Source organism: Bradyrhizobium agreste (genome assembly GCF_016031625.1).
Taxonomy (GTDB): Bacteria; Pseudomonadota; Alphaproteobacteria; order Rhizobiales; family Xanthobacteraceae; genus Bradyrhizobium; species Bradyrhizobium agreste.
Genome location: NZ_JACCHP010000002.1, coordinates 394,628 through 409,033, shown reverse-complemented (window position 1 = coordinate 409,033; position 14,406 = coordinate 394,628). Strand labels below are relative to the sequence as shown.

Below are 14,406 nucleotides of genomic sequence, written 5' to 3'. Positions count from 1 at the left end.
GAAGGGAAGAAGCGCCGCTATTTCAGCTTGCCGGTGGAGAGGTCCATGATCATGCGTGTCGCCAGATACAGCCGCGGCACGATGCTGTCGACCTGCACATATTCGGCATCGTTGGAGTGCGCGCCGAAGCCCGACAGGCCCATGCCTTCCACCACGGCTCCCTTGGACTGCAGCGCGGCGAAAGCCGCGTCGGTGCCGCCGCCGGTCGCCTTCTCGTCGACCTTGAGGGATAGTCCGATCTCTCCATAGATCGTCTTGCCATGGGCCGCCACGCGGCGCGAGGCCTCGCTGGCTTCGAGCGGCGGGCGGCGCACCTCGAACTTCAGGTCGACCTTGGAATCGGGCAGCAGGCGATTCTTGATCTTGTCCTGCAGCGCCTTCTGCAGCTCGTCGAAGTCGGACACCTTGAGCGCGCGTGCGTCGGCCTGGGCGGTGGCCTCGGCAGGAATCACATTGCGGTTGGTGCCTGATTTGGACACCGTCCAGTTCAGCTTCAGGCCCTGCTCGGGCTTGGACAGGTCCTTCATCTGCAGCACCTGGTGCGAGAGCTCGTACAGCGCATTCACGCCGCCTTCGGGCCGAGCGCCGGCATGTGACGACTTGCCGTGCACGCTGAGATAGGCCGAGCCGATGCCGCTGGTGGCGAGGCGCAGCGTGCCGTCGGTCCCGCCGCCTTCGAACGAGAACACCACGTCCTGGTCCGATGCGAGCCTGGTGATGGTGCTGCGCCAGCCGGGCGAGGAGATCTCCTCGTCGCCGTTCGTGAGCACCGTGAGCGTGCCGTAATCCCTGAAGTTCAGCTTCTGCAGCAAGGCCACGGTATGGAGAATGAGCGCGACGCCCTGCTTGTCGTCGGCAATGCCGAGGCCGTAGGCCTTGTCGCCGTCGATGCGGAACGGCTGGTCCTTCAGCATGCCCTTCAGGTACACCGTGTCCATGTGGGCAATCAACATGATCTTCCTGGTCCCGGTGCCCTTGAATACGGCGTGGACGGCGGGGCCGATCTTCTCGGGGGTGTCGTCGAGGCGATAGATGTCGGTGGGTTGCAGGATCTCCACCGTGCCGCCGAGCTGCTTGAGCTGACCGGCGACACGCTCGGCGATCTGGTTCAGGCCCGCGATGTCCTTGCTGCCGGATTCGATGCTGACGAGATCGCGCAGCGTGTCGAGCAGCGGCTGCTGCTCCTTTTGCGCCAGCGCATGGACGTCGGCGACCGGCTCGGCGTGCGCCAGCGTTGCGGCACATGCCAGCCAGAGTGAGGCGATCAACGCGCCAAGGAACGTGGAAGCGGGGTACGATCGGGGCATGAGCGGCCATCCATGCGGGTGGGGACGGCCCGGTATGCCTCCGATTCCGGCGCTTGTCACGCGCCGCCGCGCGTCATGCGCCGCTTTGGCCGAGCATGACGGCGAGCGTCGTTCCCGCTACTTCTGCGGTGGGCCGAGATCCAGCGGCGGCAGCTCGATCTGCGGCACCTCGATCTTGACCTTGTCGAGATCGACGCTTAGCGGCTTGTCGAGCAGGCCCGTCACCACGGACGGGAAGATGATCACCAGCAGCACCATGATCATTTGCAAGCCGATCCAGGGCACGGCGCCCCAGTAGATATCGGAGCTCTTCACTTCCTTCGGCGCGACGCCGCGCAGGTAGAACAGCGCGAAGCCGAACGGCGGATGCAGGAATGAGGTCTGCATGTTGACGCAGAGCATCACGCCGAACCAGATCAGGGCGGCATCCGGTCCCACCACCGGCGCGAGGATCTTCTGCGCGATCGGCGCGATCATCGGCAGGATGATGAAGGCGATCTCGAAGAAGTCGAGGAAGAACGCCAGGAAGAAGATGAAGAGATTGATGAAGATCAGGAAGCCCCAGACGCCGCCGGGCAGGGAGGTCAGGAGATGCTCCAGCCAGACGCCACCGGAGACGCCGAGAAACACCACCGAGAAGCAGGTCGACCCAATCAGGATGAAAGTGACCATGCAGGTGAGGCGCATGGTGGACTGGTAGCCCTGCGTGATCAGGTCGCGCAGCTCGGGGATGCGTGCGGCCCGGATACAGATCCACGTGATCGCGAAATAAGTCAGAGCGAAGGCGATCTTGAAGATCAGGTTCTCGCTATACAGGATCGCGACGATGGTGCCGATGCCGGCCGCGATCACGCCGAGGAGCAAGATCTTGTTGTCGGTCGAGGAGAAGTCCTTGTGGTGGATCGCGGCGAGCACGATCGCGCCGATGGCGCCCATCGCGCCGGCCTCGGTCGGCGTTGCGAGACCCATCATCATGGTGCCGAGCACGACGAAGATCAGCACAGCCGAGGGGATGATGCCCTTCAGACATTTCTTCCACAGCGCCCAGCCCGTCAGCGTGCGCGCCTCCAGCGGCACCGCCGGCACATGGCTCGGCTTGATCAGGCCGAGGACGAAGGTGTAGCCGGCGAACAGAACGATCTGGAACACGGAGGGGCCCCAGGCGCCAAGATACATGTCGCCGACCGACTTGCCGAGCTGGTCGGCGAGCACGATCAGCACCAGCGAGGGCGGCACCAGCTGCGTGATGGTGCCGGAGGCCGCCAGCACGCCGGTGATGTAGCGCATGTTGTAGCCGTAACGGATCATCACCGGCATCGAGATCAGCGCCATGGCGATCACTTGCGCCGCCACCGTGCCGGTGATGGCGCCGAGGATGAAGCCGACGATGATGACGGAATAGCCGAGGCCGCCGCGGATCGGGCCGAACAGCTGGCCCATCGAATCCAGCATGTCCTCGGCGAGGCCGCATCTCTCCAATATGGCGCCCATGAACGTGAAGAACGGGATCGCGAGCAGGAGCTCGTTGGCGAGCACGCTGCCGAACACGCGGCCGGGAATCGCCTGGAGGAAGTTGAGGTCGAAGAAGCCGAGGTGGATGGCGAGAAAGCCGAAGGAGAGGCCGACGGCGGCCAGCGTGAACGCCACCGGGAAGCCGATCAGCATCGCCAGAACCAGGCCGCCGAACATCAACGGCGGCATCATCTCCAGCGTAATCATTGGGTCGGCCTCTCGTACTTGGCGTCGATCGTCACATAGCCCTGGAGAGCCGCGATACGCTTGATGACCTCGGAAACACCCTGGATCGCCAGCATCACGAAGCCGGCGGGGATCACGAACTTGATGGGCCAGCGGATGAGACCGCCGGCGTTGGCCGACATCTCGCCGACGCTGTAGGCCTGCATGAAGAACGGCCAGGACAGATAGGCGAGCAGGAGACAGGAGGGAATCAGGAAGAACAGGGTGCCGATCATGTCGAGCCAGAGCTGGCCACGCTCGGACAGGGTCAGATAGAAGATCTCGACCCGCACATGCTCATTGCGCTTGAAGGTGTAGGCCGAACCAAACATCACGAGAATTGCGAACATGTACCATTGCAGCTCCAGCCAGCCGTTCGAAGAGTCGTTGAAGGCGTAGCGGATCATGGCGTTGGCCGCGCTGACCAGGCAGGCCAGGAGCACGAGCAGGTTACAGACGTACCCAATCTTTTCGTTGAGGGCGTCGATGGCGTTACTCAGCGCCAGCAATGGACGCATCTTACTCTCTCTCCGTCGCGGCCTAATACTTCACGGAAGGCTTCAACAAGCATCGCTCGGCTCGCGTGCGAAAAGCATACGAGCGCACGGATCGTATTCCTAAGCGATTGCAGCGTCAGTCCTCCCCTCGCGCCTTGCCGTCTTGACCGCGACCGCCAACGGGGCGGGCCGGCTTATGTTGCCGGGCAAGCAAAGGCGGTCGCACCAAACCAGCGGCTTGGCGTGCCGTCAATCGGAAAATGGACAAATTGACGCGCCGTCAAAAGCTTAAGATCGCAAAAGCTTAGGTCGGCGAGCGCGGGGCGCGCCGTCAGCCGCCGGTGACGCTCATGTGCCTGGAGACGCTGGGACGGTCGTGGCGGCGGTCGATGATGAAATCGTGGCCCTTGGGCTTCAGCCCGATGGCGCGGTCGATCGCATCCGCAAGCAGCATGTCGTCGTCAGATGCACGCAGAGGTTTGCGCAGATCCGAAGCATCCTCGTGGCCGAGGCAGGTGTGCAGCGTTCCCGTGCAGGTGATGCGCACCCGGTTGCAGGATTCGCAGAAATTATGGGTCATCGGCGTGATGAAGCCGAGCTTGCCGCCGGTCTCGGCGACGCTGACATAGCGGGCCGGACCGCCGGTGCTCTCGGCCAGATCCGTCAGCGTGAACTGCTGGGCGAGGCGGGCGCGCACCAGCGACAGCGGCAGATATTGATCAATGCGGCCCGATCCGATCTCGCCCATCGGCATCACCTCGATCAGCGTCAGGCCCATGCCCTTGCCGTGGGCCCAGCGCATCAGCGAAGGCAGCTCGTCCTCGTTGAGGTTCTTCAGTGCGACGGCGTTGATCTTGACGGCAAGCCCTGCGGCGCGCGCGGCCTCGATGCCTTCCAGCACCTTGTCGATCTCGCCCCAGCGGGTGATCTCGCGAAACTTCCTGGGATCAAGCGTGTCGAGCGAGACGTTGATGCGGCGGACGCCACAATCGGCGAGCTCCCGCGCGTGCTTGGCAAGCTGGGTGCCGTTGGTGGTCAGCGTCAGCTCGCTCAACGCGCCGCTGGACAGATGCCGCGACAACGAGCGCACCAGCGACATCACGTTGCGGCGGACCAAAGGCTCGCCGCCGGTGAGGCGCAGCTTCTTCACGCCCTTGGCGATGAAGGCCGTACAGAGCCGATCGAGCTCCTCCAGCGTCAGCAGGTCCGCCTTGGGCAGGAACGTCATGTCTTCCGACATGCAGTAGAAGCAGCGCAGGTCGCAGCGGTCGGTGACGGAGACGCGCAAGTAGGTGATGGTCCGCCCGAACGGATCGGTCATCGCGCTCGACAGCGCGGCGCGGGGGCTCGCAGGAAGTCCGTTCATAAGCAAATGCCTTGTCCCTTACGGCGGCGGGCGCACCTTTGCTTCAGCGGTGCGGCCCTAGCAATCTAAGCATCGGACGCGGCTAGGACAATCGGGTGGTATACGCAACTCAGCGCCGGCCTGCATTCGATTCAGAGAAGGGTGGGCTTGGTGCGGGTGCAGCAACGGCCGCCGGCGCGACCGGCTTCGGCCTCTTGGCTGTGGTAATGCAGGGGTATTCTGGATACCATAGATATATCAGTATCTTACATCGAGTTAAGCCGTCATCAGGCTGATCGCGGCCGCCGGCAGGTCGCGCATGTGGTGGATCAGCCGGTCCGGCTTCAGCTCGGCGATCGGCACGTCGGTGTAGCCGAAGCTGACCCCGATCACGGGCACGCCGGCCCGCCGGGCCACGCCGACGTCGGTTCCAGCGTCGCCGACCATGATGCTGGCCTTCACATCGCCGCCGGCCCGAGCCACGGTCTCGCGAAAAATGGTCGGATCGGGCTTCTGGACGCCAAACGTGTCCGCGCCGCAGATCGCCGCGAAGCGGCGGCTGAGGTCGAGCTGGTCCAAGAGGCGCTTCGACAGCCATTCCAGCTTGTTGGTGCAGACCGCGAGCCGGTGGCCTTCTGCCGAAAACTGGTCGAGCGCGGCCTCGAGCCCCTCGAAGGGGCGGGATTCAACCGCGATATGGTCGGCGTAGTACGCGATGAAATCCGCGGTCATCCGGTCCATGTCCGCAGGCGTGACCGTGCGGCCCTCTGCTTCCAGGCCTCGCTCAATCAGCTTGCGGGCGCCGGCGCCGATCATGTTGCGGGCCGAGGCCATCGGCACCGGCGGCAGGCCTTCGCGGTCGAGCACGTAATTCAGGGCGGTGATCAGGTCGGGCGCGGTATCCACCAGCGTGCCGTCGAGATCGAAGACGATGGTGTGAGGGGACTTCTTGAAGGAGGTCATGATCCAAGCGCTACCGGCCTGGTCCTATCCGCGCAAGGGGCGGGCCCATAAGATCACCTTATAGGCCTGTTCCCAGACCCTGTTCCAGGCCCTGTTCTCCTGGGAAAAACGAGGCTACATAGGCGCCCGAAAGCGGCCGGAATCGGCCGCATGTTCGAGACTTCACAAGGCAGGCGCACACGTGACCATGGACCAGTTGAAGCGGCAGGCTGCGGCGCGTGCGCTGGAGGAGGTGCGCGACGGCATGCAGCTCGGGCTCGGCACCGGCTCCACCGCCAAGCATTTCGTCGAGCTGCTCGGCGAGCGCGTCGCCGCCGGGCTCAAGGTCATCGGCGTGCCGACCTCCGAGGCGACGCGGGCCGATGCGGAACGCTGCGGCGTGAAGCTGACGACGCTGGATGAGATCGACCATCTCGACCTCACGATCGACGGCGCCGACGAGATCGATCCCGAGCTCAATCTGATCAAGGGCGGCGGCGGAGCGCTGTTGCGCGAGAAGATCGTGGCGGCCGCTTCGGATCGCATGATCGTGATTGCCGACGACAGCAAATGGGTGTCGACGCTCGGCAAGTTTCCGCTGCCGGTCGAGGTCATCCCGTTCGGACTCGGTGCGACGCGCCGCGCGATCGAAAAGGCATTTGCCGAATGCGGCGTTTCCGGGCAAATGGCGGTCCGCAAGGCCAAGGACGGCCACGTTTTCGTCACCGATGGCGGCCACTGGATCGTCGATGCCCAGCTCGGACGCATTACCGATCCCCCCGGTCTCGCCAAGGCGTTGAGCGCCATTCCCGGCGTGGTCGAGCACGGGCTGTTCATCGGCCTGGCCAGCTCGGCGGTTCTGGCGGGCGGCGGCGGAATCCGCGTGATTGAACGGCGCAAGCCGAAAGGAGACCAGGAATGAAGACCATGTTGAAATTCTTGCCGGCTGCGGCTCTCGCTGCGGGATTGGCCGTTTCGGCCGCCCCGGCCGTGGCGCAGCAGGCGGGCCAGAAGGCTCCCGCGGCGCCGGCCCAGCCAAAGGCCTCGCCGGCCGCGATCGCGGCGGCCAAGGAGATCCTGCAGATCAAGAACGCCGCCGGGATGTATGCGGGCGCCGTGCCGGGCATGGTCGAGAAGACCAAGGGCGCGCTGATCCAGCAGAACCTCAATTACCAGAAGGAGCTCAACGAAGTCGCGCCGATCGTGGCCCAGCAGCTCAACGGCCGCCAGAACGAGATCGGCGAAGGCATGGCGCAGATTTATGCCAGCGAGTTCACCGAGCAGGAGCTGAAGGACCTCGTCGCCTTCTACAAGTCGCCGCTCGGCAAGAAGCTGATCGAGGCCGAGCCGCGCGCGATCGGGCAGAGCATGGCGTTCATGAACAGCTGGGCCCAGAGCTTCTCGGAAACCGTGATGGGCGCCTTCCGCGCCGAGATGCGCAAGCGTGGCAAGGAGATCTGAGCGCACCTATTTGAAAGGGCGTTCCTGAAAAGGGGTCGGAGTGGACAATGGCTGATTTCGACGTCGACCTCTTTGTCATCGGTGGCGGCTCGGGCGGCGTGCGTGCCGCCCGCATCGCGGCCGGCTACGGTGCCCGCGTCATGATCGCGGAAGAGTACCGCATGGGCGGCACCTGCGTGATCCGCGGCTGCGTGCCGAAGAAGCTGTTCGTGATCGGCTCGCATGTCCGTCAGGAGCTCGAGGACGCCGCCGGCTTCGGCTGGACTGTTCCACCCGCAAGCTTCGACTGGCCGACGCTGATCGCCAACAAGGACAAGGAGATCGCGCGGCTGGAGGCGGCCTACACCACCAACGTCGAGAAATCCGGCGCGCAGATCGTCAAGAGCCGCGCGGTGATCGAGGACAAGCATACCGTCCGTCTGCTCGAGAACGACAAGAAGATCACGGCGAAGTACATCCTGATCGCCACCGGCGGCGCGCCCAACCATGGCGCGGCGATCCCCGGCATCGAGCACGTGATCTCCTCCAACGAGGCGTTTCATCTGAAGAAGCTGCCGAAGCGGATCGTGATCCAGGGCGGCGGCTATATCGCGCTTGAATTCGCCGGCATCTTCGCCGGCTTCGGCTCCGACGTCACGGTGATCTATCGCGGCGACAACATTCTGCGCGGCTTCGACGAGGATGTCCGGACCCACGTCCGCGCCGAGATGGAGAAGCAGGGCATCACCATCCTCACCGGTTGCACCGTGACCAAGGTCGACCGCCACGGCGAGGACTTCACCACGCATTTGTCGAACGGCTCGAGCCTCGCCTCCGACCAGGTGATGTTCGCGATCGGCCGCCATCCGAACCTCGCCAATCTCGGCCTGGAGAATGCCGGCGTCGCCATCAACCCGAAGAACGGCGGCATCGCGGTCGACCATTTCTCCAGGAGCTCGGTCGACAGCATCTACGCCATCGGCGACGTCACCCACCGCTTCAACCTGACGCCGGTTGCGATCCGCGAGGGCCATGCCTTCGCCGACACGGTGTTCGGCAAGCGCGAGGTGCAGGTCGATCACGCCAACATACCGACGGCGGTGTTCTCGCAGCCTGAGGTCGGCACGGTTGGCCTGACGGAAACCGAGGCGCGCGCGCAATTCAGCCACGTCGACATCTACAAGACGACGTTCCGGCCCATCAAGGCGACCATGTCCGGCCGCGACACCCGCGTGCTGATGAAGCTCGTGGTCGACGGCGCGACCGACCGCGTGCTCGGCTGCCACATCGTCGGCGATGCCGCCGCCGAGATCACGCAAGCCGTCGCAATCGCGGTGAAGATGAAGGCGACCAAGGCCGATTTCGACGCGACCATCGCGCTGCATCCGACCGCGGCCGAAGAGCTCGTCACCATGCGCACGCCGACCGCTCGGCACGTACGGCAGGCGGCAGAGTAGGGGCTCAGTTCACCTCTCCCTACGGGAGAGGTGAAGAGCCGGTCAATACTGACTTGCCAAAACGCAGCTCGCCTCAGCCGTACAAATATCCGACCGGCTTGCCTTCGGTGCGCAGGGGACGAATGTCCTTGTGCGTGATGATCTGGCCGGCGAGGCCGTCGATCTCGTCCCGCTGTGTCGCCGTCCAGCTGCGCAGCTCGTTCATGCCCTTGAGCAGGCCGAGGCGGAGGACCTGGGTGTTTTCGCCGACGCCGATGAGGCTGATGGAATCCTTGCCCGCCGTCACCACGTCGCCGGCAGAGAGTTCAAAGCTCTCGCCGGACTTTTTCTTGAACTCGGCCGTGCCGCGAATGACGCGATAGATCACGACCTCGCCCTTTCCAAAACAGGTCGCGTCCGCCGCGGCAGACGTGCTCTTCGGCAAGAGTGCGTGGCCGCGTGGGTCGGTCGCGATGATGTGGCCCGTGACGAGATGCCCGCTCGGAATCTCGATGCCGATGTCGCGCACGTAAACCGGCATCGCCGATCTGACAGAACCATCGGTGAGCAGCTTGAACAGCGCGTCGAGCGCCAGGGGATCCTGAAGCCAGAAGCCGGCATCGGCCGGGCGGTCATGCAGCGGATGGCTCCAGGCCACGCGCGGCGTTTCGTCCTCATTGATTTGATCCGGACCGACAATGGTCGGATTCGGAAAGGTGGTGGGATCGGTGATGAAGGCTTCGAGGAATTTGCCGGAATAGCCCATCGAGATCGGATCGGGCACCACCGTCTGCGGTGTCTTCAAATTCTCTTCGGTGGGCAAGCCCGACCAGGTGTAGAACAGCTGGCGATGCACGATCGCGCTTTGCAGCATCACCGCGCCCGGGCCGACATTGTACCAGCGGCCATCATAGTCGAAGGTGAACGCGCCCGAGGTGACCAGCACGAGCTGAAAGCCGCCGGGCGGCAGATGCAGATGGAAATCGGTGGGGCCGGTGTCGGGCCGGTAGATCGGCAGATTGGTCGCGACCTCGTGCAGCAGGAAGGTCTCGTTGTTGGCGTGAAATCCTTCATTGGCGCGGTTGTAGAGCGCCTGCGGCCGGTAGGTCGCCTCGAACTTTGCATTCCTGTCGCGATCGATCGCCACGAAGTCCTGATCGTTGAGACGCAGCCGGGCGCCGTTCGGATGGGTGAGGCCGGTGAATCTGATGTCTCCGGCAGCATGCACGTTCATGGCATTCTCCGATCTGAGGCCGTTCATCCCGGAGCCGAGCGCACGTAACTTGCCGCTCCTCATCGTGGCCGGGCAGGGACTTGGCCTGATGCTGTCTTGCGAATTTCAGGCCAGCCGGAGCGCAATGCGGCGTGTCGGCCCGCCGGCTGCACGTGGTGCGCAAATAATCGAGATTGCACCTGAGGTTAGACAATAGGTGCCGCCGAACTCGCCCGACCTGTCCGCGCAAGCCGCAAGTGGGCGAAGCTATTCGTCCTGTCTAATTTGTCGCCATACCCTGCAAAGCGCATGCAGCCGTCCCGGCCGCCCGACGCGCGCTGGTACGGTTCAGTCGAACGATCGAGGGAGCCCCGGCTCGGGCTTGCCGAACGGGCTGTCAGCCCATTTCGCCATGTCCATCGCGCGCGCGTCGAAGCCTTCGCACCAGAGGCAGCTCGGCTCTGTGCGGCCTTTGGCCGTCAGCATCGGGACAAGCGGATGGCCGCAGCCGGCGCAGGATGTGATGCGATTCATGCGCTGCTCCACGATCTCCCGAATTCAGGAATGGCAATATCGTTGCCGAAGCTTGCGTGGGCGCTATGACGGTGCCGGAGCGCTGCGTCCAACGAAAGCGCTCGTTCCTGAATTCGCAGATGTAGCAATCCCACATGACAAGGTTGCGATGCCGTCGCTTTGCAGCGCGTCCGCAACACAATTCGTGACGAGGGAACCGATGCGGCGGCTAGTCGCAGTGTCCTCGCCTTGATTCCAACAGGCCCGCCGTTATCTCTGGGGCGAACAAGAATCCGGGCCCCTCTGGCGAGGACGCCGACAGATGTCGGCAAACCTCGTGATGTCGGATGACCTGTCCCGCGCGAATGCGATGGATCGGCCGATTGTCGGGCCCCTGTTTTGTTCTCTCCGACCATTCGTCCCCATCGCAGCTCCGTGCGGCCATTTCGCAAATTAAGGGAGCTACGATGTCCGACGCCAAAACCTCAAATCAGATCGAGATCACGGAACCGTCCAGCCTGAACGAGCAGGCCGCGGCCGCCGTGGTGATCGTCGGCGCGCTTGTTGCGGTCGCCGACCGGCGCGTCTCGCCGGTCGAACGCGACGAGGTGATCCGCTTCATCAGAGACCGCAAGCTGGCGCCGCACATCGCCGACGAACGGCTCTGTGCGATGTTTGACGAACTCGCCGAACGGCTCGAAGAGCCGGATTTCGCCAACGTGGTGATCGATACGCTGCGACCGGTTTCGAACCTGCCACTCTCGTCGCATCTGGTGGAGCTGTCGGAGCGCGTTGCTGCCGCAGACGAGGACGTCCATCCCCACGAAGTCCAGGCGATCAAATTGTTGCGCTTGCTGACGCTGGTGTTGCCGCGCGCGAAGCCGGTTGTGGCGAGTGCGGCGGGCCCCAAGCTGCAGGCCGCCTCGAAGGAGTAAGCATGAGCACGGTTTCGAACGAGCGCGCCAGGCAAACCGAGGGGAACGCCGACCAGATCGCCGGTGGAGACCCGCGCCTGGCCAAGCTCGTCGACCGCCTGCCGCCGCGCATGAGCAACACCTTGACCTATCTGCTCAAGCCGACCAGCCGCTGGGTCAGGATTCCCTCGGGCGCGCTGCTGATCGTCGGCGGTGTGCTCGCCTTCCTGCCGGTGCTCGGCGTCTGGATGCTGCCGCTCGGCCTCGCGCTGCTCGCCGAGGATGTGCCTGCGCTGCGCTCCTCCCGTTCAAAGGTCTTCGACTGGATCGAACGTCGCAAGCCGCATTGGCTCGATCTGTCGGCATCGAAGAATGATCAAACATGACCGAATTCATCACGCCCGAAGCGCTGACCGCGCTGTTCCAAGTCATCCTGATCGACCTCGTGCTCGCCGGCGACAACGCCGTGGTCATCGGTCTCGCCGCGGCAGGATTGCCGGCCGAGCAGCGCCGCCGCGCCATCATCGTCGGCATCGCCGCGGCCACGGGCTTGCGCATCGTCTTTGCCGGCGTCGCGACCCAGCTCCTGCAGATCATCGGCCTGCTGCTCGCCGGCGGCGTGCTGCTGCTCTGGGTGTGCTGGAAGATGTGGCGCGAATTGCGCGAGCAGTCTGCGCATTCGCGGCAGCTCGCCTTCAGCCATGGCGGCGCGGAAGCTGCGCCGGTGCAAGGAAAAACCTTCGGCCAGGCGGCGGTGCAGATCGTCGCCGCCGACGTCTCGATGTCGCTCGACAACGTGCTTGCGGTCGCGGGCGCCGCGCGCGAGCATCCCTACATCCTCGTCTTCGGCCTGCTGCTGTCGGTTGCGATGATGGGCGTCGCCGCCGATCTGCTCGGCCGCGTGCTCCAGAAGCATCGCTGGGTCGCCTATGTCGGCCTCGCCATCATCATTTACGTGGCTTTCGAGATGATCTATCGGGGCTCGCTCGAGCTCGCACCCGTCATCGCGAGTCTCTAAAGGCGCATGCAGTCTAATCCGGAGTGATCAATGACGTCTGAACCCAAAGCACTTTCGGCCGCGCCACTGCCGCCGGTCGGCCTGTTTCCGAAGCTGATCTTCGGCTCGCGCTGGCTGCAACTGCCGCTCTATATCGGCCTCATCGTCGCGCAGGCCGTCTATGTGCTGTTGTTCCTGAAGGAGCTCTGGCACCTCGTCGTGCATTCGTTCGACGCCAGCGAGCAGCAGATCATGCTGGTCGTGCTCGGGCTGATCGACGTCGTCATGATCTCGAACCTCTTGGTGATGGTGATCGTCGGCGGCTACGAGACCTTCGTCTCCCGCCTGAACCTGAGCGGGCATCCGGACGAGCCGGAATGGCTCAGCCACGTCAATGCCAGCGTGCTCAAGATCAAGCTCGCGATGGCGATCATCGGCATCTCCTCGATCTCGCTGCTCAGGACCTTCATCGAGGCCGGCAATCTCGGCACGACGCGGAGCAATTTCACCGAGACCGGGGTGATGTGGCAGGTGCTGATTCACTTGACCTTCATCATCTCGGCGATCGGCATCGCCTGGGTCGACCGCCTCAGCGAAAGCGGCCATGGCAAGGAGGCCGAGCACGGCTGATCTGGCTGGCCGACCTCCGAGCGGCCAATCTTGGAGCCCGCCTGAGCGTCCGGTCGGGCGAGCTCTTCTTTTGAGATCGATAGAATTGTCTGCAATCGGTTCAGCGCGGGCAAACGCTCCTGACAAGAAGTACGGCGCCTTAAACCAGGTCTTTGGAACCGATCGGCATCCTGCCCGCAAAAGGGCAGGGCATCAGCATGACAATTCTCAGGGAGATCGTCGCAGCGGTCGCGGGAGTCTACGCGCTCCTGCTGGTCTGTGACGCATTGTTCGGCGTCGGCGAGGCGCGTTTCGACGACGCTTATTACCGCGCCAGCTTCTATGCACCGCGGCCGAAGGAGTTTCGGTTCGCGAGCGACACGCCTCCGGCCGTCCGCGTCAGCGACGCCTTCGCGCAGTTCGCACCTGGCGACGCCAAGCCGAACCGGCGCTACTCGTCGCTGACGACGATCATCCGATAGTGGATGATGAGATGGAGCTGGGTCGGCTTGCTCCGCTTCACCTCTCCGTTCGGGAGAGGTGAACAGCCTCATTCCCCCTGAATCCATTCCGCGACGCCGCGCCACAGCGTGTCGCGGTGCTCGGGGCGGAAGAAGCCGAAATGACCTATTCCCTTGGCGCCGACGTCGGACGGTTTGACCGTCAGCACCTCCGGCTTGATCGCGGTGAATCCGCTCGCGAGCAGCTCGACCGCAGGGCGCGTCGCCCAGGGATCGTCGGAGAAGCACAGCGCGCGCAGCTCGCCTTTGAAATTGGCGAAATTTGCCAGTGCCGGCAACTTTGAATCGAAGAGATAGCGCGGGCTCGAGACCCATTTGGTCCATTGCAGGAAGACGCCCTTGGGCAGATCCTCGCCGACACCGGCCCAGCCCGGTGCGTAACCGAGTGCATGGGCCAGCGGCACGCCGACAAAATTCATGAAGGCGTAGACCCGGTATTTTTCCGGCGAGGTCATCAACCGCCATGTCGCGGCCTGCGAGGCCACCAAGGCGGCGCGCGAGATCTCGCTGTTGTTCGCGATCAGCCCGAGCGCCTGGCCGCCGAAGGAATGGCCGACATAGGCGAGCGGCAGGGCATGATAGCGCTCGCGCATCCAGCTGGCCGCGGCGGTGACGTCGAGCGCGGCCCAGTCCGACATCGAGGCCTTGAAGCCGACCAGCGATTTCGGCCGGTTGTAGCCGACCATCGCCGGCAGGCGGGAGTCGCCGATGCCGCGATAATCGTAGGTCAGCACCGCGCAGCCGCGATGGGCAAGGTAGGACGCAAAGCCCCGATAGATCTTGCGCGGCACGGCAGTCGCCGAATTGATCAGGACGGCATGGCGCTTGGCGCCGCGCGGCAGGAACAGGGTGCCGGTCAGGGCATAGCCGTCGGCTGCCGGGAAGCTGATCTCGTCGATGAAAACGTCATCCAGTGCCGCGCCCATGGCAGTCGG

General features: G+C 64.1%; 16 protein-coding genes. 8 read left to right on the top strand and 8 right to left on the bottom strand.

Annotation, left to right across the window (positions count from 1 at the left end; all coding sequences use genetic code 11):
* Window positions 1–17: 17 nt before the first annotated feature.
* The 5 genes from HZZ13_RS04675 to HZZ13_RS04655 all read right to left on the bottom strand — a co-directional run bounded on the left by HZZ13_RS04675 (window position 18) and on the right by HZZ13_RS04655 (window position 5,849).
* Window positions 18–1,307 (bottom strand): M20/M25/M40 family metallo-hydrolase, encoded by a 1,290-nt coding sequence (locus HZZ13_RS04675; protein ID WP_197958471.1) that lies wholly within the window; start codon window positions 1,305–1,307, stop codon window positions 18–20.
* 117 nt (window positions 1,308–1,424) lie between these two features.
* Complete coding sequence (locus tag HZZ13_RS04670; protein WP_197958470.1) at window positions 1,425–3,026, bottom strand: TRAP transporter large permease; 1,602 nt, start codon at window positions 3,024–3,026, stop codon at window positions 1,425–1,427.
* Window positions 3,023–3,562, bottom strand: coding sequence for a TRAP transporter small permease subunit (locus HZZ13_RS04665; protein ID WP_197958469.1), 540 nt, complete (start codon window positions 3,560–3,562; stop codon window positions 3,023–3,025). Before HZZ13_RS04665 ends, HZZ13_RS04670 begins: the two co-directional genes overlap by 4 nt.
* A 310-nt stretch (window positions 3,563–3,872) precedes the next feature.
* The gene (gene moaA, locus HZZ13_RS04660) at window positions 3,873–4,907 is read right to left on the bottom strand and encodes a GTP 3',8-cyclase MoaA (RefSeq protein ID WP_197958468.1); all 1,035 of its coding nucleotides are present in this window, start codon (window positions 4,905–4,907) and stop codon (window positions 3,873–3,875) included.
* A 255-nt stretch (window positions 4,908–5,162) separates the two neighbouring features.
* On the bottom strand, window positions 5,163–5,849 hold the full coding sequence (locus HZZ13_RS04655) for an HAD family hydrolase (RefSeq protein WP_197958467.1): 687 nt from the start codon (window positions 5,847–5,849) through the stop codon (window positions 5,163–5,165).
* A 181-nt stretch (window positions 5,850–6,030) separates the two neighbouring features.
* Here HZZ13_RS04655 and rpiA point away from each other — a divergent pair, with 181 nt between their 5' ends.
* Genes rpiA through gor form a run of 3 tightly spaced genes read left to right on the top strand, consistent with a single transcriptional unit; the run spans window position 6,031 to window position 8,725 of the window.
* A complete protein-coding gene (rpiA, locus tag HZZ13_RS04650; protein WP_197958466.1) occupies window positions 6,031–6,750 on the top strand; it encodes a ribose-5-phosphate isomerase RpiA in 720 nt (239 codons plus the stop codon).
* Window positions 6,747–7,289 (top strand): DUF2059 domain-containing protein, encoded by a 543-nt coding sequence (locus HZZ13_RS04645; protein WP_197958465.1) that lies wholly within the window; start codon window positions 6,747–6,749, stop codon window positions 7,287–7,289. Before rpiA ends, HZZ13_RS04645 begins: the two co-directional genes overlap by 4 nt.
* 47 nt (window positions 7,290–7,336) lie before the next feature.
* Window positions 7,337–8,725, top strand: a complete 1,389-nt coding sequence (gene gor / locus HZZ13_RS04640; protein WP_197958464.1) for a glutathione-disulfide reductase — start codon at window positions 7,337–7,339, stop codon at window positions 8,723–8,725.
* 73 nt (window positions 8,726–8,798) lie between these two features.
* Here gor and HZZ13_RS04635 read toward each other — a convergent pair whose 3' ends face one another.
* Together HZZ13_RS04635 and HZZ13_RS04630 are read right to left on the bottom strand one after the other, a co-directional pair.
* Window positions 8,799–9,938 (bottom strand): hypothetical protein, encoded by a 1,140-nt coding sequence (locus tag HZZ13_RS04635; RefSeq protein WP_197958463.1) that lies wholly within the window; start codon window positions 9,936–9,938, stop codon window positions 8,799–8,801.
* A gap of 327 nt (window positions 9,939–10,265) precedes the next feature.
* Window positions 10,266–10,451 carry a hypothetical protein gene (locus HZZ13_RS04630; RefSeq protein WP_197958462.1) on the bottom strand — a complete coding sequence of 62 codons (186 nt, stop codon included), beginning with the start codon at window positions 10,449–10,451 and terminating at the stop codon, window positions 10,266–10,268.
* 446 nt (window positions 10,452–10,897) lie between these two features.
* Here HZZ13_RS04630 and HZZ13_RS04625 point away from each other — a divergent pair, with 446 nt between their 5' ends.
* From HZZ13_RS04625 to HZZ13_RS04605, 5 genes are all read left to right on the top strand, one after another.
* On the top strand, window positions 10,898–11,365 hold the full coding sequence (locus tag HZZ13_RS04625; protein ID WP_197958461.1) for a tellurite resistance TerB family protein: 468 nt from the start codon (window positions 10,898–10,900) through the stop codon (window positions 11,363–11,365).
* 2 nt (window positions 11,366–11,367) lie between these two features.
* Complete coding sequence (locus HZZ13_RS04620; protein WP_197958460.1) at window positions 11,368–11,730, top strand: hypothetical protein; 363 nt, start codon at window positions 11,368–11,370, stop codon at window positions 11,728–11,730.
* Window positions 11,727–12,362: a TerC family protein gene (locus HZZ13_RS04615; protein ID WP_197958459.1), complete on the top strand. Its 636-nt coding sequence runs from the start codon at window positions 11,727–11,729 to the stop codon at window positions 12,360–12,362. Before HZZ13_RS04620 ends, HZZ13_RS04615 begins: the two co-directional genes overlap by 4 nt.
* Before the next feature lie 30 nt (window positions 12,363–12,392).
* A complete protein-coding gene (locus HZZ13_RS04610) occupies window positions 12,393–12,971 on the top strand; it encodes a TIGR00645 family protein (protein ID WP_197958458.1) in 579 nt (192 codons plus the stop codon).
* A gap of 197 nt (window positions 12,972–13,168) precedes the next feature.
* A complete protein-coding gene (locus tag HZZ13_RS04605) occupies window positions 13,169–13,432 on the top strand; it encodes a hypothetical protein (protein WP_197946923.1) in 264 nt (87 codons plus the stop codon).
* A gap of 68 nt (window positions 13,433–13,500) precedes the next feature.
* Here the strand turns inward: HZZ13_RS04605 and HZZ13_RS04600 are convergent, their stop codons facing one another.
* On the bottom strand, window positions 13,501–14,397 hold the full coding sequence (locus tag HZZ13_RS04600) for an alpha/beta hydrolase family protein (RefSeq protein ID WP_197958457.1): 897 nt from the start codon (window positions 14,395–14,397) through the stop codon (window positions 13,501–13,503).
* Between the last annotated feature and the right edge of the window lie 9 nt (window positions 14,398–14,406).

What these genes read in the sequence shown, in the direction of transcription:
- HZZ13_RS04675 (WP_197958471.1), bottom strand. Translation starts at nt 1,307, where the DNA reads ATGCCCCGATCGTACCCCGCTTCCACGTTCCTTGGCGCGTTGATCGCC.
- HZZ13_RS04670 (WP_197958470.1), bottom strand. Translation starts at nt 3,026, where the DNA reads ATGATTACGCTGGAGATGATGCCGCCGTTGATGTTCGGCGGCCTGGTT.
- HZZ13_RS04665 (WP_197958469.1), bottom strand. Translation starts at nt 3,562, where the DNA reads ATGCGTCCATTGCTGGCGCTGAGTAACGCCATCGACGCCCTCAACGAA.
- moaA (WP_197958468.1), bottom strand. Translation starts at nt 4,907, where the DNA reads ATGAACGGACTTCCTGCGAGCCCCCGCGCCGCGCTGTCGAGCGCGATG.
- HZZ13_RS04655 (WP_197958467.1), bottom strand. Translation starts at nt 5,849, where the DNA reads ATGACCTCCTTCAAGAAGTCCCCTCACACCATCGTCTTCGATCTCGAC.
- HZZ13_RS04645 (WP_197958465.1), top strand. Translation starts at nt 6,747, where the DNA reads ATGAAGACCATGTTGAAATTCTTGCCGGCTGCGGCTCTCGCTGCGGGA.
- gor (WP_197958464.1), top strand. Translation starts at nt 7,337, where the DNA reads ATGGCTGATTTCGACGTCGACCTCTTTGTCATCGGTGGCGGCTCGGGC.
- HZZ13_RS04635 (WP_197958463.1), bottom strand. Translation starts at nt 9,938, where the DNA reads ATGAACGTGCATGCTGCCGGAGACATCAGATTCACCGGCCTCACCCAT.
- HZZ13_RS04630 (WP_197958462.1), bottom strand. Translation starts at nt 10,451, where the DNA reads ATGAATCGCATCACATCCTGCGCCGGCTGCGGCCATCCGCTTGTCCCG.
- HZZ13_RS04625 (WP_197958461.1), top strand. Translation starts at nt 10,898, where the DNA reads ATGTCCGACGCCAAAACCTCAAATCAGATCGAGATCACGGAACCGTCC.
- HZZ13_RS04620 (WP_197958460.1), top strand. Translation starts at nt 11,368, where the DNA reads ATGAGCACGGTTTCGAACGAGCGCGCCAGGCAAACCGAGGGGAACGCC.
- HZZ13_RS04615 (WP_197958459.1), top strand. Translation starts at nt 11,727, where the DNA reads ATGACCGAATTCATCACGCCCGAAGCGCTGACCGCGCTGTTCCAAGTC.
- HZZ13_RS04610 (WP_197958458.1), top strand. Translation starts at nt 12,393, where the DNA reads ATGACGTCTGAACCCAAAGCACTTTCGGCCGCGCCACTGCCGCCGGTC.
- HZZ13_RS04605 (WP_197946923.1), top strand. Translation starts at nt 13,169, where the DNA reads ATGACAATTCTCAGGGAGATCGTCGCAGCGGTCGCGGGAGTCTACGCG.
- HZZ13_RS04600 (WP_197958457.1), bottom strand. Translation starts at nt 14,397, where the DNA reads ATGGGCGCGGCACTGGATGACGTTTTCATCGACGAGATCAGCTTCCCG.